Origin of the sequence: Natrinema thermotolerans (assembly GCF_031165565.1) — an archaeon.
Lineage (GTDB): Archaea > Halobacteriota > Halobacteria > Halobacteriales > Natrialbaceae > Natrinema > Natrinema thermotolerans.
In genome coordinates this window covers 843,157-860,404 of the sequence record NZ_CP101873.1, presented here as the reverse complement: position 1 = coordinate 860,404, position 17,248 = coordinate 843,157, and the positions used below count along the sequence as shown (strand labels likewise).

Here is a 17,248-nt window from a genome sequence, read left to right as displayed (position 1 = left end):
GGTTGCTGTGCGTTACGTTCATACCGTGGGAGTCCGAACTACCGCGTACGGAATGAGGCGCGAGCACTTCACGCTAGACGTCACGCACATCGACTGGGTCGAAACCGACGGCGAACCACGAAAGCCATCGGTATCGATCGACTTCACCGGCCCGGCGACGATGCTTCGCGAGCGCCTGACTGGCCCCGACGGCGACGTCCTCGACGCGAGCGAGACCGACGTCGCACTCCGGCTCCAGGGGCCGCTCGGGGACGACACTCAGGGAGTCGTGAGCGTGACCAACCGGGTCACCGGCGAGTTCATTCTCGAACTCAACGAGGACGCCGACGACGTCCTGCAGTTCATCCGCGCGGCCCGGGGCTACGGCGAGGCGGCCGCCGAGGACGACGGCCGCTACGAGGTCACGATCACGCTCGACGGCGACCAGTTCGTCAGCTACGACAAGGGAACGTTTCTGGTCTACGACGACGACGGCAGCCTGCTTCGCCAGCACAGCCTGATCCCAAGCGGCGTCGAACTCTAGACTCCCAGCGCTCGGGAGCCGACCGGCAGTTATAAGTATTTTAGGGCCGCCTAAAGGGAATGTACGCCGGCAGACGCCGGAGAGGACCCATGGCGAACGGACACCTACTTACTACGGCCGCCGAGGACGGAACGCGGGAACCCACTGGAGCGCCGACGGCCGACGAGGCGGTCCTCGAGCTCGACGGCATCGCCAAGCGATACGGCAGCGAGGACGTCATCGGCGACCTGTCGCTGTCGGTTCGCGACGGCGAAATCTTGACCCTGCTTGGCCCCTCCGGCTGTGGGAAGACCACGACGCTCCGGTTGATCGCCGGCCTCGAGCGACCCAACGACGGCCGAGTTCGATTGGAAGACGACACCGTCGCCGGCGAGGGCCGGTTCGTTCCGCCGGAGCAACGCGACGTCGGGGTCGTCTTTCAGGACTTCGCCCTCTTTCCACATCTGAGCGCACGCGAAAACGTCGCCTTCGGGCTAAAAGACTGGACGGAGAGCGAGCGCGACGCCCGCGTCGACGAACTGCTCGAACTCGTCGGGCTTGCCGACCACGGCGACGACCACCCGGACGAACTCTCGGGCGGCCAGCAACAGCGGATCGCGCTCGCCCGATCGCTCGCGCCCGAGCCGGAGATGCTGTTGCTCGACGAGCCCTTCTCGAATCTGGACGTGGACCTCCGTGTCGAGATGCGTGAGGAGGTCCGCCGGATCATCAAAGAAACGGGCGTGACCGCGGTTTCGGTCACTCACGATCAGGAGGAGGCGCTGTCGATCTCCGACCGAGTCGCCGTGATGAACGACGGCGACATCGAACAGATCGACACCCCACAGCGGGTCTTCCAACAGCCCGAATCGCGGTTCGTCGCGGGCTTTCTCGGCCACGCCAGTTTCCTCCCGGGCGAGGTCCACGGCGACCACGTCGACACCGCGCTCGGGCGCGTCCTCCGCGACGACGTCAACGGGCTCGCCCACCAGTACGACGGCAGCGTCGTCGACTTGCTGGTGCGGCCCGACGACGTGACGGCCTACCCCGAAGAAGGGGCGGAGGCCGACGGCCGGGTCGTTTACCGTCGCTATCTCGGTCCGACGGTCCTCTACCGGGTCGAACTCGACGGCGGCGAAACCATCGAGTGCATGCACAACCACTCCGACCGGATCGATCTCGACGAACGCGTCGGCGTCCGCGTCACCGCCGATCACGACCTCGCGTGGTTCCCCGCCGACCACCGCGAGGACGAGACCGACGCGGCCGCGACCGCCGCCGCCGACGACTGATACCGCTGGACAGCAGTCACTCCGACGGCCGAAACCGTCCGTTCTTCGATACCGCGATCGAAGCGTGCTTGTAGCGGTGGTCGCGTCTCGAGGGACCCGTTACTCGCGTTCCGTCACCGGACGATCTCACCGCCTGTCGTCATCGAAACCCCCTCGAAAATATATACGTCTTCGGACCCCTTTCGCGAACGTGATTTCCGCGAGCGATCGGGAGCCGGTCTCGTCGACGATCGAGGCCGTCGGAGCCCGCGGTCGCGTCGCGGACGAACCCGCCTCGCCATCCCATGACTGAGACGAAACGGCTCGCGACCTACTGTGGCATCGCCGCCCCGCTCGTCACGCTCGGGGCCATCCTCCTCGCGACGCTCGTGGCGCCCCCCGAGACGTTCTCCTGGCGCGCGCGGGCGCTCTCGGACATGGGCCGGTACGGCGCGCCGACGTTCCCGCTTTTCAACGGCGGGCTGATCGTCGGCGGACTGATCGGGTTCCCCTTCGCCTGGCGGCTGTGGACGGCGAGTCGCAACCGCCTCGAGCGGGCCGGCATCGTATTGCTCGCGGTGACCGTACTCGGACAGATCGGCGTCGGGATCTTCTTTCTCGAGCATACGGCCATCTACCTCGACCGGAGTTTCCACGCCGTCGCGGCGCTTTCGGTGTTCGGCGTCGCCCCGTTCGCGGGCTGGGTCTACGGGGCCGGGGCGGCGCTGGCCGGCGACCGCCGATTGGCCGTCCCGTCGATTCTCATCGGACTCGTCCATCCGCTGGCGTGGGCAGTGTGGATAGGCTCCCTGGACGGCGGGGCCGATACCGACACGTGGTTTGCCGTCCCGGAATTTATCGCCGCCGTCGCCTTCGGCGGCTGGGTCCTCCTGCTCGCGGTCACGATCGCATCCCGGAACGACGATCCCGGCTGGTCGGCACGCTGAACGCCTCGAGCCGGATTTGCGACGTCTCGCCACACAACGCTTAACTTCAAACCGTTCCAAGCGGTGTGTATGCATAAAGACGAACTTCTCGAGCTCCACGAAGAACTCGTCGTCATCATGGAGTACTTCTCGGAGCGCGAGGAGGTCGACGAAACGCTGTTCGATCCCTACCGCCAACTCGACGTCGATCCCTCGCACGTCCACAAGTCCAAGAGCGAACACAAACACGCCGTTTTCGTGCTTGGCAACGCCCTAGCGAGTGCGATGAGCGAAGACGAGTTCTCGAGCGCCGGCCGGATCGGCAAGCGGATGAAGGAACTGGCCGAGGACGCCGAATCGAAGATTTAACTCGCGGCGTAGTCTAGGCGAAACGTATTTGGTGTGGTTCCCGCTTGTTGACGTATGGACCCGCGCACGCAAGAGCGCGTCGAGGAGTGGGACTCCCGCCCGTTCAGCGGCGGTTTCGATGGCCTCTCCGATCTCGCTGCCGCCGATTTCTCGGGTGCCGTCTCGGGACACGGCACGTGGCTCTTTATGCTCAATGGCCGGATCGTGGGCGTCATCGACGGCGACATCGACGACTTCGAAACCGCCTCGGGGACCCGCTACGAGGCACCACACCCGTCGCTGCCGCTGCTCTGTGCGATGGAGGAACGCGGCGGCGACACGAGGGCGAAGTACTACACCAACGAGACGCCGCTCCGGGAGGTCGACAACACCCTCCAGAGCGGCTCGTTTACCGGATACGTCGAACTGAGCGAGAACGTCCTCAGCGGCGACTACTACGCCGTCTACTACGGCGGTCGCCGGATGGCAGCCGCCTACATCGGCAACGCCGAACGGCTACTGACGGGCGAGGAAGCCTTCGAGCGCGCGGCCGACGAGGTCGGTATCTACGAAGTCATCGACGTCGAGATCGACGTGACCGACGTTCCGGGTGCGGCCGACGACGAGCCGGCGGCCGCGGGCACGACCGACAGCGCGGCCGGCTCGAGTCAGCCAGCGGCCACTGACTCGGCGTCCAGTACCGGGACGGCCGGGGCAAACGCCGCGACCGATGCCGATCCGGCTTCCGAACCGACCGCATCCGCGGCCGACAGCCCGACGACCGATCCGACGGACTCGTCTATCGAGCCGATCGACGTTTCGGGAGCGGACTCGGTCGAGGCCGATCCGATCGAGGACGTGGCCGCCGCCGACACCGAGTCGACCGAGGGCGTGGCCGACGACGCGTCGTCGCTGTCGTCGGAGATCGATCTGACGGAGGACCCGTCGGGGATCACCGCGACCGACGAGGTCGACACCGAACCCGAACCGACCGGTATTACCGACGCGGAGTCGGCTATCGATACCGACCCGTCCGGCAGTCAGGAGCCGGCCCCCGAGGGTACTGCCGACGCCGGTTCGGTGACGAGCCCCGCGGCTGCAGAGACGAAACGGCAAGACGCCGCCGACACCGGCGCGATGTCGCAGTCCGACGCCGATCGAGGGACGACGGAGCCAGCCGATCCCACGACCACCGGGACCGAAGACGGGGCCGCCGACGGCCCGATAGGGACGGAGCCGGCGGCGTCTGCCGAGGCGGCCGAACCCGTGGACGACGCCACCGACTCGAGCGAACCGAGCGGAGTCGAGACGGACCGTCCCACGGACCCGGACCTCGCCGAGGTCGAGGCGGCAGCCGAGGAACTGGACCGCAACGATATTTCGTGGGTCGATGAGGACGACGAGGACTCGACGGTCGAGGGTCCCGCGACACCCACCGATCCCACGACGGCCGAGGACGCCGAGACACCCGACGGCGACCTTGAGGAGGAACTCGAGCGTGAGGAACAGTGGCGGGAGACGCGGCGCATCCCGTCGATCGATCCGGACAACAGCGAGTCGGAGTCGGAGTCCGACGAGCGCACGCGTTCGGGCGACCGGTCCGCGACGGCGACCGGTTCCCGGTCGAGCGACGGGCGGACTGACTCGAGCGCGACCCAAGCCCCGTCGACGACGGCGGAGGCGACCACGACGGGAGCGAGTCGGGACGCGTCCCGCGACCGCGCCGCCGGTAGCGGGGACACCGACGCGAGCGGTCGGTCGGCCGCGACCGATGCCGCAAGCGAGCGGGTCGCCGCACTGACCGAGAAGCTCGAGACGCTTCAGGAGCGATACGGGGCCCTCGAGACGAGAGCCGAGGAACTCGAGGCCGAACGCGACCGGCTGCGATCGGAGAACGACGACCTCTCGTCGACGGTCGAGCGGCTCCAGTCCCGAATCGAGAGCCTCGAGACGGAACTCGAACGGGCGCGGGAAGCCGACAGTGAAACGGCCGACTCCGGTGCCAGTACCCAGCTCTCGGCCCAGCGAGCGCTCGCGGGGACGAACCTCTTCGTCCGGTACGCCTCGAAGAGTCAGCCGACCCTCGAGACGGCCCACGACGGCGACGCCGACCGCAGCGAGGTCGCATCGAACCTGCAACTCGAACATCACACGCAGTTCGATTCGGCCGACGCGGCCGTCGACGGCCGGCCGTACGACGAGTTCCTCGCTGCCTCGATGGAGTACCGGTTCGTCGACTGGCTCACCGCGACGTTGCTGTACGAGATCCGCGACACCGGCAACGCCGACGGGCTGGGCGATCTCTACGACGCGATCCCCCGCATCGACCGGGCCGAACTCGGCGCGACGATCTCGCTCGAGGACGACGACACCGAGGACGTCCCCGACGAGGTCACCTTCGACATCGTCGCGTTCGACAAGATGGGGAATCCGTTAGTGCTGGTCGCGCTCAACGACTCGCGAGAGCCCGCGACTCAGGACACCCTCGAGGAACTCGAGGCGGCCGCCTCCGCGGTCAAGGCCAACTATCCGGACCTGGCCGCGGCGATCGCGGTCACCTCGAGTTTCTTCGAACCCGGCGCGCTCGAGGTGGCCGAGCAGGCTACCAGCGGCGGACTGCTCAGCCGCGGCTCGAAGCTCAGTTACGTCAACCTCTCGCGCAAGACGGGGTATCATCTCTGTCTGGTCGAATCGCGGTCGGAAGGGTTCCACATGAACGTGCCCGAACTGTAGGCTCGCGGGTTCCGACCTCGTTTTCGACGGCTGTCCGGCGATCGCTCGACAGTTCCTGGCAGTCGCTACCGCGGTTGAAAACGGCGATGAGAAATCGGTTCGCGTCGGCTCCGGTCGCGGGGACGGGCGATGTCCGAAGCGAGCGGAGGGACTACCCTTCGATCTCGGCGACGTCTTCGATCTTCATGCCTTCGAGCTTGTCGACGATGTCGTCGATCTTGCCGTCGAGTTCGTCGACGAACTCGGCGGTGCGCTCGGTCTTGATCGCACCCTGGCTCGAGGGCTCGATCAGGTTCTCTTCCTCGAGGACCCGGAGGGAGTACCGGACTTTGTGGTGGGGGTAGCCGGTCTCGTTCGACATCTTGACGATGCCGATCGGCTCGTTCTCGATGACCATCTTCAGGACCTGCAGATGGCGTTCCAGCATATCGACTTCCTTCTCAAGTCGGTCTATCATGGCATTTGTTAACTTGTCTTTGGACCTTTTAAAGGTTGCCCTCGAGAACTGAAACGTCCACTCTCAACTCGATGCTCGTTCCTGTCAGTAGTTAACGCTTCCGATCGGGGCAACGCCACGACACAGTATCGGTCGTGTCACACGTTATCCCGTCATTGGTGCTGTGCGCATAAATACTGATACCTTCTGGACGGACCCGTATACCGTAATCTGTTTATCGGCCCGGCATGAACCCGCCGCTGTTATGACCGTCACTATCGTCGGGTCGCAACTCGGCGACGAAGGCAAGGGTGGCGTCGTCGACCTCTACGGCGACGCCGCCGATGTCGTCGCCCGCTATCAGGGCGGCGACAACGCTGGCCATACCGTCGTTCACGACGGCGAGAAGTACAAACTGTCGCTGGTACCCTCCGGTGCCGTTCGGGGCAAGATCGGCGTCCTCGGCAACGGCTGTGTCGTCAACCCCGAGACGCTGTTCGACGAGATCGATACGCTCCGCGAACGCGGGCTCGATCCGGACGTCCGCGTCGCCGAGCGCGCCCACGTCATCCTCCCCTATCACCGCGCGCTCGACGGGATCGAGGAGGAGGAGAAAGACGACTTGGCCGCCGGCACGACCAAACGCGGCATCGGCCCGACCTACGAGGACAAGGCCGGCCGCCGCGGCGTCCGGATCGGCGATCTGCTCGACCCCGACACGCTGCGCGAACGCCTCGAGTACGTCGTTCCCCAGAAGAAGGCCCTCGCCGAGGACGTCTTCGACAAGGAGACCGGCGAGGCGTTCGACATCGACCACCTCTATGACACCTACCGCGAGTACGGCGAGCGCCTCGCCGAAGAGGGAATGACCGTCGACTGCGGGACCTTCCTGCAAGAGCGCATCGATGCCGGCGAGAACGTCATGCTCGAGGGCGCGCAGGGGACTTCGCTCGACATCGACCACGGCGTCTACCCCTACGTCACCTCCTCGAACCCGACTGCGGGCGGGGCGACCGTCGGCACCGGGCTCGGCCCGACCGTCGTCGGCGACGGCGAGGTCATCGGCATCGTCAAGGCCTACCTCTCGCGGGTCGGTACCGGCCCGCTGCCGACCGAACTCGGCGGTGTCGAGGGACAGACGCCCGACTACGATCCCGACGAGGGAGCCGGCGAAGACGAGGAGGAACTCGCGACCTACATCCGCGACGAGGGCGGGGAGTACGGCACCGTCACCGGCCGCCCCCGCCGCGTCGGCTGGCTCGACATGCCGATGCTGCGCCACGCGGCCCGCGCGAACGGCTTCACCGGGCTCGCGGTCAACCACGTCGACGTCCTGGCCGGCCTCGACGAGGTCAAAGTCGGCCACAGCTACGAGTTCGACGGCGAGGAGATCCTCACGATGCCCTCGACGACCGAACAGTGGGGCCGCTGTGAGGCCACGTTCAAGTCCTTCGACGGCTGGCCCGAGGTCGACTGGGCCGCGGTCGCCGAGGACGGCTACGAGGCGATCCCCGAGAACGCCCGGACCTACCTCGAGTACGTCAGCGACGAACTCGATGCGCCGGTCTACGCCGTCGGCGTCGGCCCCGGCCGTGAGGAGACCGTCGTCGTCGAGAACCCCTACGAGTAGGCGTCAGCGACCGAACGGGGTCGAATCGCTCGGAGCGTTCCCGAAACCTTTTGCTGGAGGCGACTCGCCTACGTAGTATGAAGGAGTCGCTACTGGAGATTCTCTGCTGTCCGCTCGACAAACACGATCTGGACCTCGAGGATGCCGACTACGACGGTGAGGAGGTCGTCGACGGCGCGCTCGTCTGTACCGAGTGCGGCGAGTCCTACCCCATCGAGGACGGCATCCCGAACCTGCTGCCGCCGGACATGCGCGAGGAGACCCCGGCATAGGGCCAGCCAGTCATGCCCGACACCGAGGTCACCGTTCACGTCAACCGCGAGTCCACGGGCGCCCTCGAGACGGCCGCGAGCGCTCTCGAGGTCGACGGCTCGTTCGCCCTTCGATTGAAGGGCCACGACGCGCCCGCACACGCCCACTGTCGGCTCGCCGGTGACCTCGAGCGGATCGCCGCCCTCGAAGCGGGGAACTACTACGTCGAACCGAACGCCGTCACCACCGTCCCCGTCGCCGTCGACGCCGACGCGATCGACGGACCCGTCGAGGGAACTCTCGAGGTACTCACGGGGTACGGCGCGGAATCGATCTCGATCGCCGTCACCGTCGTTCCCGGCCCGTCGGCCGTCGACGTCGACGACTCGCTGGCCGAGCCAGCCAGTCCCGAGCCGGCGTCGGCCGAGGTCGAGCAGCCGCTCGCTCGACTCATCGGCGGCCTCGAGCCGGCGACGCTGGCGGTCGCCGCGCTGGGGCTGGTCGCGATCGGCGTCGGGGGCGCGACCGCCGCGACGATCGGCGGCCCCGTCACCGCGGCCGGCCTGGTGATCGTCTTCGTCGGCGTCGCCGTTGCACTCTTGTTACTCGCTCGATAACGGTCGAAGCCGGGCTCAGTCGTCGACTTTGGTCGCCTCGAGGTCGCCCTCGTCGTCGAACCGTTTGGCCCGGAGGTATCGCGCCCGGTAGCGGTTCGCGCCGTCGTAGACGTCGGCCTCGCGGATCTCGTCGGTGCGGCCCTCGGCGACGGCGTCGATCAGCTCCGTGAGCTGGTTGATTTCGCTGGTCGTCAACTCGAGTTCGTAGGTGTGTTCGTCTTCGGACTCGAGGGTCGTCCACTTGCGGGCGGCGGCGACGACGAGCGAACACGGCTCGCGACAGGGGAAGGGGCCGTCGCCGCCGTCGACGTCGAGGTCGTCGCCTTCCTCGTACTCCCACTCGCGGCGGCGGAGACACTGTGAGTCGACACAGCAGGCCTCGGCCATCCACGCGACGGCCTCGCGGGGGAGTTCGTCGATCACGTCGTAGATTCCCGTCTGGCGCTCCGCGGTCTCGAGCCAGTGGTCGACATCCAAGTTCCCCCGCAGTTCGCGGTGCCAGTTGGCGACGGTCGCGGGGTAGAAGAACTCGACTGTCTCGACGAGGTCGTCACCCGAGAGGCCGGTAAAGGCCCAGCCGCCGGGCAGGGTCGGTGCGGTCTTTAACGGTCGGTAGCGGCCGTCCCCGTCGTAGGTCGCGAGTTCGCGGGCGTCCCGTGGATCGTCGTAAACCTCGAGGTCGGCGAGATCGGTGTCGGCGTCGTCGACGTGCCAGAGGTCGTAGACGCGCTCCCCGTCGGGGTCGTCGACGTCGACGAAGCGGGCGGTGATCGAGAGTTGTCCCCACTCTCGGTCGATGCCGTCGCGGAGCGCGTCGTAGCGCTCGGGCACTGCGAGGGGATCCTCACCGGCATCCGCGTCGCCCTCTCCGCTCTCGCTCCAGGGCCCAGTCGTCGCGTTGCCGGTCTCAGCGTCCGCGAGCGGCGCTCGCTCGCACCAGCGGAGGAACGCGCGGCGAGCGGTCCCCTCCCCGCCGACCCGTTCCTGCCAGTAGCGCCAGTTCGTGACGTACTCGTCGGCGGCGTCGAGTGCGCGCCGCAGTTCGTCCTCGTCGAGGCCGGTCCATTCGTCGTCCGGCGTCGCGAGCCGATAGCCGTCGTCGGCCTCCTCGACGCGGAGCCCGTCGACGGAGACGCCCGCCGACGCGCGCTCGAGGAGGGCGTCGAGATCCGCCGTCGCCACCGTCACGAGTCAGTCCCCCGCGCCCGCTCCCGCGTGCGGTTCCGACTCGGCGGCCGACGCGGCCAACTCGCGGACCGCCTCCCGGGCGTCACCGATGTCGGCCCCGGCGTCCGCCGCCCGCTCGAGGACGACGTCGGCCATCAGGTCCTCGGTCCCGACGGCACCGGTGTACCAGATTCGGTGGCCGTCGACCTCCGCGGGGACGTCCCAGCCGAGCCGGTAGTCCTCGGTCAGGCCCATGTCCTCGGGGATGTCCTCCTGGGTGTGGTAGCCGTCGGCGATAAAGAGCGGGACGACGACGACGTCGTCGCTCTCGAAGTAGTCGGTGACGTCGTCGACCTCCGGCTCCTCGTCCATGAACAGGGCTTTCACCTCGTCGAAGCGGTCGCGCTCGGCGATGCGGTCGCTGTGGTACTCGATCGCCTTCGCGGAGTTCTCGTTGCGGTCGGTGCCGTGACCGACGACCGAGAGGCCGAACCCGTCGCCGACGTCCGGATCGCCCGTCGCCGTCTCGGCCCGCTGGACGATCACGTCGGTCATCGCGTCGTGGGTCCCGACCGGCCCGCAGTAGTGGATCGTCTTCCCGACGTCCTCGGCCTCGAGGGTGGCCTGCGAGGCGCTGGTGCCGTCGGACTCCCACTTGTCGGGGTCCCAGTCGTCGAGTCGGAGTTCCCGCGGGATGACCTGCTCGGTGAAGTAGCCCTCGCTGATAAACAGGGGGACGACGAACACCTCGTCGGACTCGAGCGTTCGGATGACCTCCCGGAAGTGGGGTTCCTCCTTCCAGAACGCCTCGCGGACCTCGTCGAACGCGCCCGTCTCGCGGATCGTGTCCGCGTGGGCGTAGGTGGGGTCCGAGGCGTCCGGATTCAGGTGCGATCCGTGTGCCGCGATGACCAGCGCTTGCATGCGCGACCGTTCGGACGGAGCCGGTTTATACCCTATGGAGAAGCACAATAGTTCCCCTTCGTCTGACGAACGAGAGTTTCGATATGGCTAAAACTGATTCTATAAATCGTAATCCGGCCGGGGAACGGTCACGTCCCGCGCGGCGTCACTGTTCGCTCTCCGGCACGGCGACCGTCGTCGTCGCCTCGCAGGTCCGCTCTCGTGCCCGCAGTTTCGCGACGGCGGTGTACTCGCCCGACTCGGGATCGGACCACTCCGCCTCGTAGGTCGTCGACCCGCCGGGCTCGAGGCGGTCCGAACTCAGCATCTGCGCGAAGGCCCGCCCCTCGCTGAACCGCCAGACTTCGGTGCCGTCGTCTACGACGAGAAACTCCGCCTTGCAGGCGTCGGCGAAATCGAGTTCGATCGCCGCCTCGCCCGCGTTGGTCACGGTGAACACGAACATGACGGCGTCTCTGGAGCCGTCGGCCGCCGTCTCGAGCGAACTCTCGAGGGTCATGGCTCCGTGTTGGGGGCCGTCGCGGATAGGTCTTGGCCGTCTCGAGCGCTCGGGCTCAGGACGTGACCCACTCCCGGAGGTCGCCGTCAACCTCGACCCGCTGGCCGACGTCCTCGAACGTGACGCCGCCGTAGGCGACGCTGCTGTCCGGGCCGACGTAGACCCCCACGGTGCCACAGTCGGCCGCGCGGGCGGTCGTCAGCGTCGCATCGACGCCCTCCCTGAACCGAAACGCTTGGTGTCTGGCTCCCGTCGCGGTGATTCCGGTCAGCTTCAGGTCGTCCATGTCGTCGAAGACGACGGCGTTCGTGAACGCGCCGTCGATGACGACGTTCGAGACCGTCGCGCCGTCGAAGCCGGCCGCGTACAGCCCCGAGCCGGCGGCCGTCGCGTCATCGTCGGTCCTGATCGTGACGTTGCTGATCGTCAGCTCCCGCCGGCCGTCGGCGACGTGGCCCAGTGAGATCCCCCGCGCGTTGTCGATACACGAGACGGCGTCGATCGTCAGATCCGAGAAGCGGGAGCCGGTGTCGGCCCTGATAGCCGCATACCCGCAGCCGGTGATGTACCCGTCTTCGATCGTGATCGATTCGGTGCCGTCTCGGTGGAGGTGGACGCCGTACTCGGGCCCGTTCGTCGGATCGATCTCGAAGTTCGCGAGCGTGCAGTTCCGCGTCGGAGTCCCGTCGTCGGTGACCAGCGACTCCCGCTTGCCGTCCCAGACGCCGTTCACACCGGTGCCCGCGTTCTGGTTGTCGAACTGGACCGGCGCGTCGGAGTCGCCCTCGCCGCCGCGGGTCGCCCAGTAGCCGTCGACGGTGACGTTCTTCGAGGAGACGACGTCGACGTGGTGGTAGTAGATGCGGTCGCCGTAGATCCCTTCCAACCGGACGTTTTCGGCGTGGGCGGGCATGATCCCGGTCGATTCCGGCGCGTCGATCCGGAGGTCGCGAACCGCCCAGTTCGACGCGCCGTCGTACCCCGTCGCGTCGAACCCCCTGTTCGAGAGCAGTGCCCGCCCCTCCTCGCTCTCGGGGCGGGGCCCCTCGAGGACCGTCGCCGGGCCCGCGCCCTGCAGGATCGTGTCGTCGCCGATCAGCGGCGTCCGCTCGAGCAGGTAGCGGCCCGGCGGGAAGTAGACGATCCCGCCGCCGGCCTCGTGAACCGTCTCGAGGAGGGCGTGGACGGCCGCCCCGACCTCGGTCTCGCCGTCGCCCTCGATCCCGTGTGCCTCGACGTTCCAGACGGGCGACTCCGCGGTGCTGGCGCGGGTCATCGTCGCCGCCTCGAAGTGGCTCGTTCCGGGGACCGGCCGCTCGGGGCTCCCCCGACCGCCGAAATAGACCCAGTCCTCGCTTGCCCCGTCCCACCGCCAGGTGATCCCCTGGTCGGTGGCGTGGTAGAGTTCGTCGTCGTACTCGCCCGTCTCGGGCCGGTCGGCGATCGGTCCGTGGACGATGGCGTGTCGATCGACTGCCTCGACCGTATCGGTGTGGTCCCACTCGTCGCCCGGTTCGTACGTCCCGAGTCCGAGCCGCGGGGTTTCGTCGGCCACGCTCACTCGCCTCCGTACTTTCGCCCGTACGACTCGCCGTACGCCGGTCCGCCGAGGAGTCCGTCGGTACAGCCAGCAAGCGCCACGCAGCCACACGACGCCGCGCCGAGCAGCTCCCGCCGCCGCAGTTCCGAACCGTCCATACGGGGCGACTCTCTCGAGCCGACATATAGCCACGGGTCGTGCGGTTCGTCGCCTCGCCGGGGTCGACCGAGACGCTACGTCTATTTGCGCCCGGTCCCAACCCCCGGTCGTGCAACTGGTCGGCTACGAACCGAGCGGACGGGGATCGGCGCTGCTGGTCAGCGACGCCGACGCCGAGATCGACGCCCGCCCGCTCGAGGCCGGCGACGACCTCGCGTACTCGCTCGGCGAGCGCCACTGTGCCGGTACGATCGACGAGTCGGGGGTTCACGTCGCCTGCGATCGGCCGTCGGCGCCTCACTGCGAGTACCACACCAGCACGTGGGTCTGTGCCCGCTGTACCGGTACCTGCCTGAAAGACGAGATGGACTGTTACGAGGACCACGCGGTCTACATCGCCGCCTTCGCACCGGACACGTTCAAGGTCGGCGTCACCAAACGCCGGCGGCTCGAGACCCGACTGCGCGAACAGGGGGCCGACCGCGGGGCCCACGTCCACACCGTCTCGAACGGCCGCATCGCCCGCGAACTCGAGGCCGAAATCGCCGAACGGCTGGTCGACCGCGTTCGGACGCCGGCGAAAGTCGCCTCGCTCGCCGCGACCGTCGACGAGGCCGGCTGGAAGTCGGTCCTCGCCGAGTTCGACGTCATCGATCGGTACCGGTTCGACTACGGGCTCGGTCTCGAGGCCCGGCCGGTCCGCGAGACGATCGCTTCGGGGACCGTCGTCGGCGTCAAGGGTCGACTACTGGTGCTGGAAACGGGCGGCACCGCCTACGCCGTCGACATGCGCGACCTCGTCGGCTACGACCTCGAGGGCGGGCGACCCGATCGGAACCTGCAGTCGTCGCTGGGGTCGTTCGGCACCTGATCGGGTCGGCCGGCCGCCGGACCGACACGCCACGGTCGTCGCGTTCGGTCCGCCGCGAGCGAGTCGAGGGCCGATATCCGAGACATGGCAACCCTTTTCCCCGCCGCACCAGAACCCGATTGTATGACGGACGACAACGACGCCCCCGACGACGGCGACGCCGGTGAGGAAAGCGAGGAGAAATCCTTCCGAGAGCGAGTCGAAGAGATCCGCGAGAAACGCGCCGAAGAAGGAGACGGCGAGGGCGAACCCCCCGAAAGCCCGTTCGGCGGCGGTGGCGGCCCCGGCGGTCCCGGCGGCATGGGCGGTGGCAACCCGTTCGCACAGATGATGGGCGGCATGATGGGCGGCGGTCCCGGCGGCCCCGGTCCGGGCGGCCCCGGCGGCAGCGGACAGGACGAAAGCAACGAGGAACTCGTCCGCGAAGTCCGACAGATGCGTGACGAACTCCGCGACCAGACCCGCGCGCTCAAGCGGATCGCCGACGCGCTCGAGGACCAGTAACACCCGCGCCGTTTTCGCCGTTTTCCGTTCCCGAGAGTCCAATAGTAGCTCTTGAAAGTCACCGGACACCCGATCGCAGGACAGCGTTGCGATCGGTGTGAATCGTTTCGAGAGCAACTACCGCTTCGACGCTACTGTCTGACCCGGAGCCGGCCCTGCTCGTCGTAGCGGAAGCCGGCCGACTCGAAGGCCGCCTCGACCGCGTCCTCGTCGACCTCGCCGTCCGTGCCGAGGAACGGCGTTTCCGGATCGGTGCCGTTCCACTCGAGGCTCTCGGGAACCCACTCTTCGGTCACGGGCGTAGCGATGGGACGCGCGTAGCCCTGGAACACCTCGTCGACCAACCACTCCTTGTCGATCAACTGTGCGATGACACGGCGGAATCGGGGATTGCTGAACGGCGCGTCCCGCGCGTTGAACCCGAGACAGTAAAACGACCACGACGGGGACTCGAGGACGCGAGTACTGCCGGACTGATCGACGCTGCCGACGACGTTCGTCTCGAGGGGTGATGCCGTCACGTCAGCGGTGTCGTCGATGACCCGCTGGACGGCCGACCCTGGTGGATCGATACTGACGGTCAGTTCGTCGACGCTCGGTGCCGGGAGGGCGACACCCGATCGCAGCGTGAAGTGGTCGTCGAACCGCTCGAGCGTGAGTCCGTCGCCTTCGGTCCGACTCACGAACTGGAACGGCCCGCTCCCGATCGGTTCGATATTGTCCGTTACGACCGCTTCCGTGGTTCCCTGCGCGATGGTCGCGCCTCCCGGTCCGTTCGCGTCGCTGGCCCGCTCGCGCCAGATATGTGCGGGGAGGATCGGGACTAGTAGCGCCCGTTCACCGACCGGCCGGCCGGCGTCGATCCGCAACTCGAGCCGATCGCGGTGGACGACGTCGACCGAGTCGACGGCTTCGACCAGCCCGCGGTATCGGGGCGCGGGAGCAGAAGTCTCGGCGTCGTCGGGGTGCATGTCCGCGAGGAACCGATAGGTAAAGGCGACGTCTTCGGCCGTCATGGGCTCGCCGTCGTGGAACGGACAGTCGGTCCGGAGTCGCACGTCGATCGTCCCGGCGTCCCACTCCCACGAGCGGGCAAACCAGGGTTCGATCTCGCCGTCGGCGGTTTCGGTCGCCAGCGAGTCATACAGTAAATCGACGAACGGACCTTGGCCCCGATAGTCGACCGCAAGCGGATTGAGGTTCGTCGTCGGCCGGGAGTCGGTATGCGTGACCCGCAGCGTCGAGACGTCCGGTGTCGGGTCGAGGTCGAGATAGCCCTGCGGGGTCGCAAGCGCGCGTTCGTCCCAGTCGAACCGATCGGTCCTGACCGCGCGGTGTTGGTCCGGAATACAGATCGGAACGAACGGCTGTTCGATCGCGACTGCCTCGAGGACGTCCGTGACGGCCTCGCGGCGCTTTTCACCCTCGAGTTGGCGCTGGGTCTCGAGGGAGTCATCGACGGTCAGGTTGGTGTACCCGAAGGGGTTCTGCCAGCCCGATTCGTCGGTATAGACCGAATGCAACGCCTCGTAGAGGAAATCCGGATCGGTTCCGCCCGGATGCTCGACGATACAGATGTCGAACTCGTGATCGTACAGCACCGTCCGGCGGAAATCGACCGGGGATCGGATATCGAACGAGACGTCGATGCCGACCGCCTCGAAGACGTCGGCCAACTCCCGGGAGAGCCGAATGCTCTCTCTGTCGCTGTCCGTGGGGAGGGTCGTGATCGTCAGCGAGAGTTGGTGGATGTTGTCCGGCATGAGAATGTCCCGAACTTGCCGAATGCATCCGCTGGTCGAAACCGTCAGGCCGGCCGCCGCCGCCAAGGCGCCCCGCCGACTGACGCTCAGGCCGCCATCACCGGGGCCCGTTCGGTTCGGTGCGGCTGATCCTCCGTTCATTTCGTTCGTTTATCATAGTTGAAGAGCCACGATATAACAGTATTGCGCTCAGTCAACGGCCGACGATCGCCGGACGGCTTCGGCCGGCTGCCGCTGGTCACTCTTCCCGGTGAAGCCAGGGCAGTCGGTCGCTGAGCCGCTCGAGGCGGTCCCCGAACAGGTCGGACAGCGACCAGCGGTCGACCAGTTTGTCCGAGAGGACGACACAGGTCGCTGCGAGGACCAGCCCTGCAGCGACGTCGATCCCCCAGTGGATCCCCAGATACATCGTCGAGAGCGCGACGCTTGCGCCCAACACGACCGCGATGGGGAACCACTTGGGGTACGCCGAGCGCGTCATCGACGCAAACGCCGCGACGGTCGCCGACAGCGAGGTATGCAGCGACGGGAAGACGTTGGTGTTGGTGTTTACCTCGCGGGTAAGATACTGGTACTGGGGGTTCGTGTCGTACAGCATCCGCTCGGTGAGTTCGGCCGGCATCACGTTCCTCGGCCCGTACGCGATGATGAGGATATACAGGACGAGCCCGATCGCGTAGTTGAGGGCGTAGGCGGTCAACAGCCGACGGAAGATCCGCGTATCAGAGAGCATGAAGTACGCGATGACCGGAAAGATCAACAGGAACGTGTAGCCGAAGACGTAGACGGACGCGAAGTATGCCGTCAGCTCCGGCGTCTCGACTGACTTGAACAGGAGGATGAACTCCCCCTCGACGTTGTAAAACGTCGCGGTCAGATGGATCCCGATCTCCCGAGAGAGTTTCGGTGCCGTCTGTCTGGCGACGCGGTTTATCAGGAGAACGACGAGCAAGACGGCGATGACCGGCGCGTTCGTCCGCAAGCGGTCACGCCACTCGGCTCGAGTCCGGACGAGTCGCTCACGGCCGATAAAGACGAGGACCGAAACCGGGAGCAAGATCCCGATAACGAGGGCGACCTGTGTCAGCACCTCGGCGAGCATCGCT

At 67.1% G+C, this 17,248-nt stretch carries 18 protein-coding genes; 10 read left to right on the top strand and 8 right to left on the bottom strand.

Going from position 1 to position 17,248, the window contains the following annotated elements; translation table 11 throughout:
- Window positions 1–52: 52 nt before the first annotated feature.
- From NP511_RS04465 to NP511_RS04445, 5 genes are all read left to right on the top strand, one after another.
- Entirely contained in the window at window positions 53–523 is a 471-nt protein-coding gene (locus tag NP511_RS04465) for a DUF5793 family protein (protein WP_006181943.1), read from the top strand.
- Window positions 524–612: 89 nt separating this feature from the next.
- Window positions 613–1,794, top strand: a complete 1,182-nt coding sequence (locus NP511_RS04460) for an ABC transporter ATP-binding protein (RefSeq protein ID WP_049964588.1) — start codon at window positions 613–615, stop codon at window positions 1,792–1,794.
- 284 nt (window positions 1,795–2,078) lie between these two features.
- Entirely contained in the window at window positions 2,079–2,720 is a 642-nt protein-coding gene (locus tag NP511_RS04455) for a DUF998 domain-containing protein (RefSeq protein ID WP_049964587.1), read from the top strand.
- Between the two features lie 69 nt (window positions 2,721–2,789).
- The gene (locus tag NP511_RS04450) at window positions 2,790–3,068 is read left to right on the top strand and encodes a UPF0058 family protein (protein WP_006181940.1); all 279 of its coding nucleotides are present in this window, start codon (window positions 2,790–2,792) and stop codon (window positions 3,066–3,068) included.
- A 54-nt stretch (window positions 3,069–3,122) separates the two neighbouring features.
- Window positions 3,123–5,780 carry a DUF7527 domain-containing protein gene (locus tag NP511_RS04445; protein WP_049964586.1) on the top strand — a complete coding sequence of 886 codons (2,658 nt, stop codon included), beginning with the start codon at window positions 3,123–3,125 and terminating at the stop codon, window positions 5,778–5,780.
- Between the two features lie 151 nt (window positions 5,781–5,931).
- Here NP511_RS04445 and NP511_RS04440 read toward each other — a convergent pair whose 3' ends face one another.
- Window positions 5,932–6,237 carry a hypothetical protein gene (locus NP511_RS04440; protein ID WP_006181938.1) on the bottom strand — a complete coding sequence of 102 codons (306 nt, stop codon included), beginning with the start codon at window positions 6,235–6,237 and terminating at the stop codon, window positions 5,932–5,934.
- Window positions 6,238–6,481: 244 nt separating this feature from the next.
- Between NP511_RS04440 and NP511_RS04435 the strand changes: the two genes are divergently transcribed.
- From NP511_RS04435 to NP511_RS04425, 3 genes are all read left to right on the top strand, one after another.
- Window positions 6,482–7,846 carry an adenylosuccinate synthase gene (locus NP511_RS04435; protein ID WP_006649142.1) on the top strand — a complete coding sequence of 455 codons (1,365 nt, stop codon included), beginning with the start codon at window positions 6,482–6,484 and terminating at the stop codon, window positions 7,844–7,846.
- A gap of 77 nt (window positions 7,847–7,923) precedes the next feature.
- The gene (locus tag NP511_RS04430; RefSeq protein WP_006649141.1) at window positions 7,924–8,118 is read left to right on the top strand and encodes a methytransferase partner Trm112; all 195 of its coding nucleotides are present in this window, start codon (window positions 7,924–7,926) and stop codon (window positions 8,116–8,118) included.
- A 12-nt stretch (window positions 8,119–8,130) separates the two neighbouring features.
- Window positions 8,131–8,715: a DUF7524 family protein gene (locus NP511_RS04425; RefSeq protein ID WP_049964585.1), complete on the top strand. Its 585-nt coding sequence runs from the start codon at window positions 8,131–8,133 to the stop codon at window positions 8,713–8,715.
- Between the two features lie 15 nt (window positions 8,716–8,730).
- On the opposite strand, the gene NP511_RS04420 is transcribed toward NP511_RS04425, so the two are convergent.
- From NP511_RS04420 to NP511_RS04400, 5 genes are all read right to left on the bottom strand, one after another.
- Complete coding sequence (locus NP511_RS04420; RefSeq protein WP_049964584.1) at window positions 8,731–9,903, bottom strand: DR2241 family protein; 1,173 nt, start codon at window positions 9,901–9,903, stop codon at window positions 8,731–8,733.
- A gap of 3 nt (window positions 9,904–9,906) precedes the next feature.
- A complete protein-coding gene (locus NP511_RS04415) occupies window positions 9,907–10,806 on the bottom strand; it encodes a CbiX/SirB N-terminal domain-containing protein (RefSeq protein WP_049964583.1) in 900 nt (299 codons plus the stop codon).
- A gap of 145 nt (window positions 10,807–10,951) precedes the next feature.
- A complete protein-coding gene (locus NP511_RS04410) occupies window positions 10,952–11,305 on the bottom strand; it encodes a BsuPI-related putative proteinase inhibitor (protein ID WP_049964582.1) in 354 nt (117 codons plus the stop codon).
- A 55-nt stretch (window positions 11,306–11,360) separates the two neighbouring features.
- Window positions 11,361–12,860, bottom strand: a complete 1,500-nt coding sequence (locus NP511_RS04405) for a glycosyl hydrolase family 28-related protein (RefSeq protein ID WP_049964581.1) — start codon at window positions 12,858–12,860, stop codon at window positions 11,361–11,363.
- Between the two features lie 2 nt (window positions 12,861–12,862).
- Complete coding sequence (locus NP511_RS04400; protein ID WP_158413750.1) at window positions 12,863–13,003, bottom strand: hypothetical protein; 141 nt, start codon at window positions 13,001–13,003, stop codon at window positions 12,863–12,865.
- A 110-nt stretch (window positions 13,004–13,113) separates the two neighbouring features.
- On the opposite strand from NP511_RS04400, the gene NP511_RS04395 reads away from it, so the two are divergent.
- A complete protein-coding gene (locus NP511_RS04395) occupies window positions 13,114–13,875 on the top strand; it encodes a DUF2797 domain-containing protein (protein WP_006649134.1) in 762 nt (253 codons plus the stop codon).
- A gap of 123 nt (window positions 13,876–13,998) precedes the next feature.
- Entirely contained in the window at window positions 13,999–14,379 is a 381-nt protein-coding gene (locus NP511_RS04390; RefSeq protein WP_006649133.1) for a hypothetical protein, read from the top strand.
- A 131-nt stretch (window positions 14,380–14,510) separates the two neighbouring features.
- On the opposite strand, the gene NP511_RS04385 is transcribed toward NP511_RS04390, so the two are convergent.
- Both NP511_RS04385 and NP511_RS04380 read right to left on the bottom strand, forming a co-directional pair.
- Window positions 14,511–16,283 (bottom strand): ABC transporter substrate-binding protein, encoded by a 1,773-nt coding sequence (locus NP511_RS04385; RefSeq protein ID WP_049964580.1) that lies wholly within the window; start codon window positions 16,281–16,283, stop codon window positions 14,511–14,513.
- A 97-nt stretch (window positions 16,284–16,380) separates the two neighbouring features.
- A complete protein-coding gene (locus NP511_RS04380) occupies window positions 16,381–17,244 on the bottom strand; it encodes a phosphatase PAP2 family protein (RefSeq protein ID WP_006649131.1) in 864 nt (287 codons plus the stop codon).
- Window positions 17,245–17,248: the final 4 nt, after the last annotated feature.

Bases quoted from the DNA above. Each gene is read 5' to 3' on its own strand.
- NP511_RS04445 (WP_049964586.1), top strand. From the start codon at position 3,123: ATGGACCCGCGCACGCAAGAGCGCGTCGAGGAGTGGGACTCCCGCCCG.
- NP511_RS04400 (WP_158413750.1), bottom strand. From the start codon at position 13,003: ATGGACGGTTCGGAACTGCGGCGGCGGGAGCTGCTCGGCGCGGCGTCG.
- NP511_RS04440 (WP_006181938.1), bottom strand. From the start codon at position 6,237: ATGATAGACCGACTTGAGAAGGAAGTCGATATGCTGGAACGCCATCTG.
- NP511_RS04430 (WP_006649141.1), top strand. From the start codon at position 7,924: ATGAAGGAGTCGCTACTGGAGATTCTCTGCTGTCCGCTCGACAAACAC.
- NP511_RS04380 (WP_006649131.1), bottom strand. From the start codon at position 17,244: ATGCTCGCCGAGGTGCTGACACAGGTCGCCCTCGTTATCGGGATCTTG.
- NP511_RS04450 (WP_006181940.1), top strand. From the start codon at position 2,790: ATGCATAAAGACGAACTTCTCGAGCTCCACGAAGAACTCGTCGTCATC.
- NP511_RS04435 (WP_006649142.1), top strand. From the start codon at position 6,482: ATGACCGTCACTATCGTCGGGTCGCAACTCGGCGACGAAGGCAAGGGT.
- NP511_RS04385 (WP_049964580.1), bottom strand. From the start codon at position 16,283: ATGAACGGAGGATCAGCCGCACCGAACCGAACGGGCCCCGGTGATGGC.
- NP511_RS04455 (WP_049964587.1), top strand. From the start codon at position 2,079: ATGACTGAGACGAAACGGCTCGCGACCTACTGTGGCATCGCCGCCCCG.
- NP511_RS04465 (WP_006181943.1), top strand. From the start codon at position 53: ATGAGGCGCGAGCACTTCACGCTAGACGTCACGCACATCGACTGGGTC.
- NP511_RS04415 (WP_049964583.1), bottom strand. From the start codon at position 10,806: ATGCAAGCGCTGGTCATCGCGGCACACGGATCGCACCTGAATCCGGAC.
- NP511_RS04425 (WP_049964585.1), top strand. From the start codon at position 8,131: ATGCCCGACACCGAGGTCACCGTTCACGTCAACCGCGAGTCCACGGGC.
- NP511_RS04390 (WP_006649133.1), top strand. From the start codon at position 13,999: ATGACGGACGACAACGACGCCCCCGACGACGGCGACGCCGGTGAGGAA.
- NP511_RS04460 (WP_049964588.1), top strand. From the start codon at position 613: ATGGCGAACGGACACCTACTTACTACGGCCGCCGAGGACGGAACGCGG.
- NP511_RS04410 (WP_049964582.1), bottom strand. From the start codon at position 11,305: ATGACCCTCGAGAGTTCGCTCGAGACGGCGGCCGACGGCTCCAGAGAC.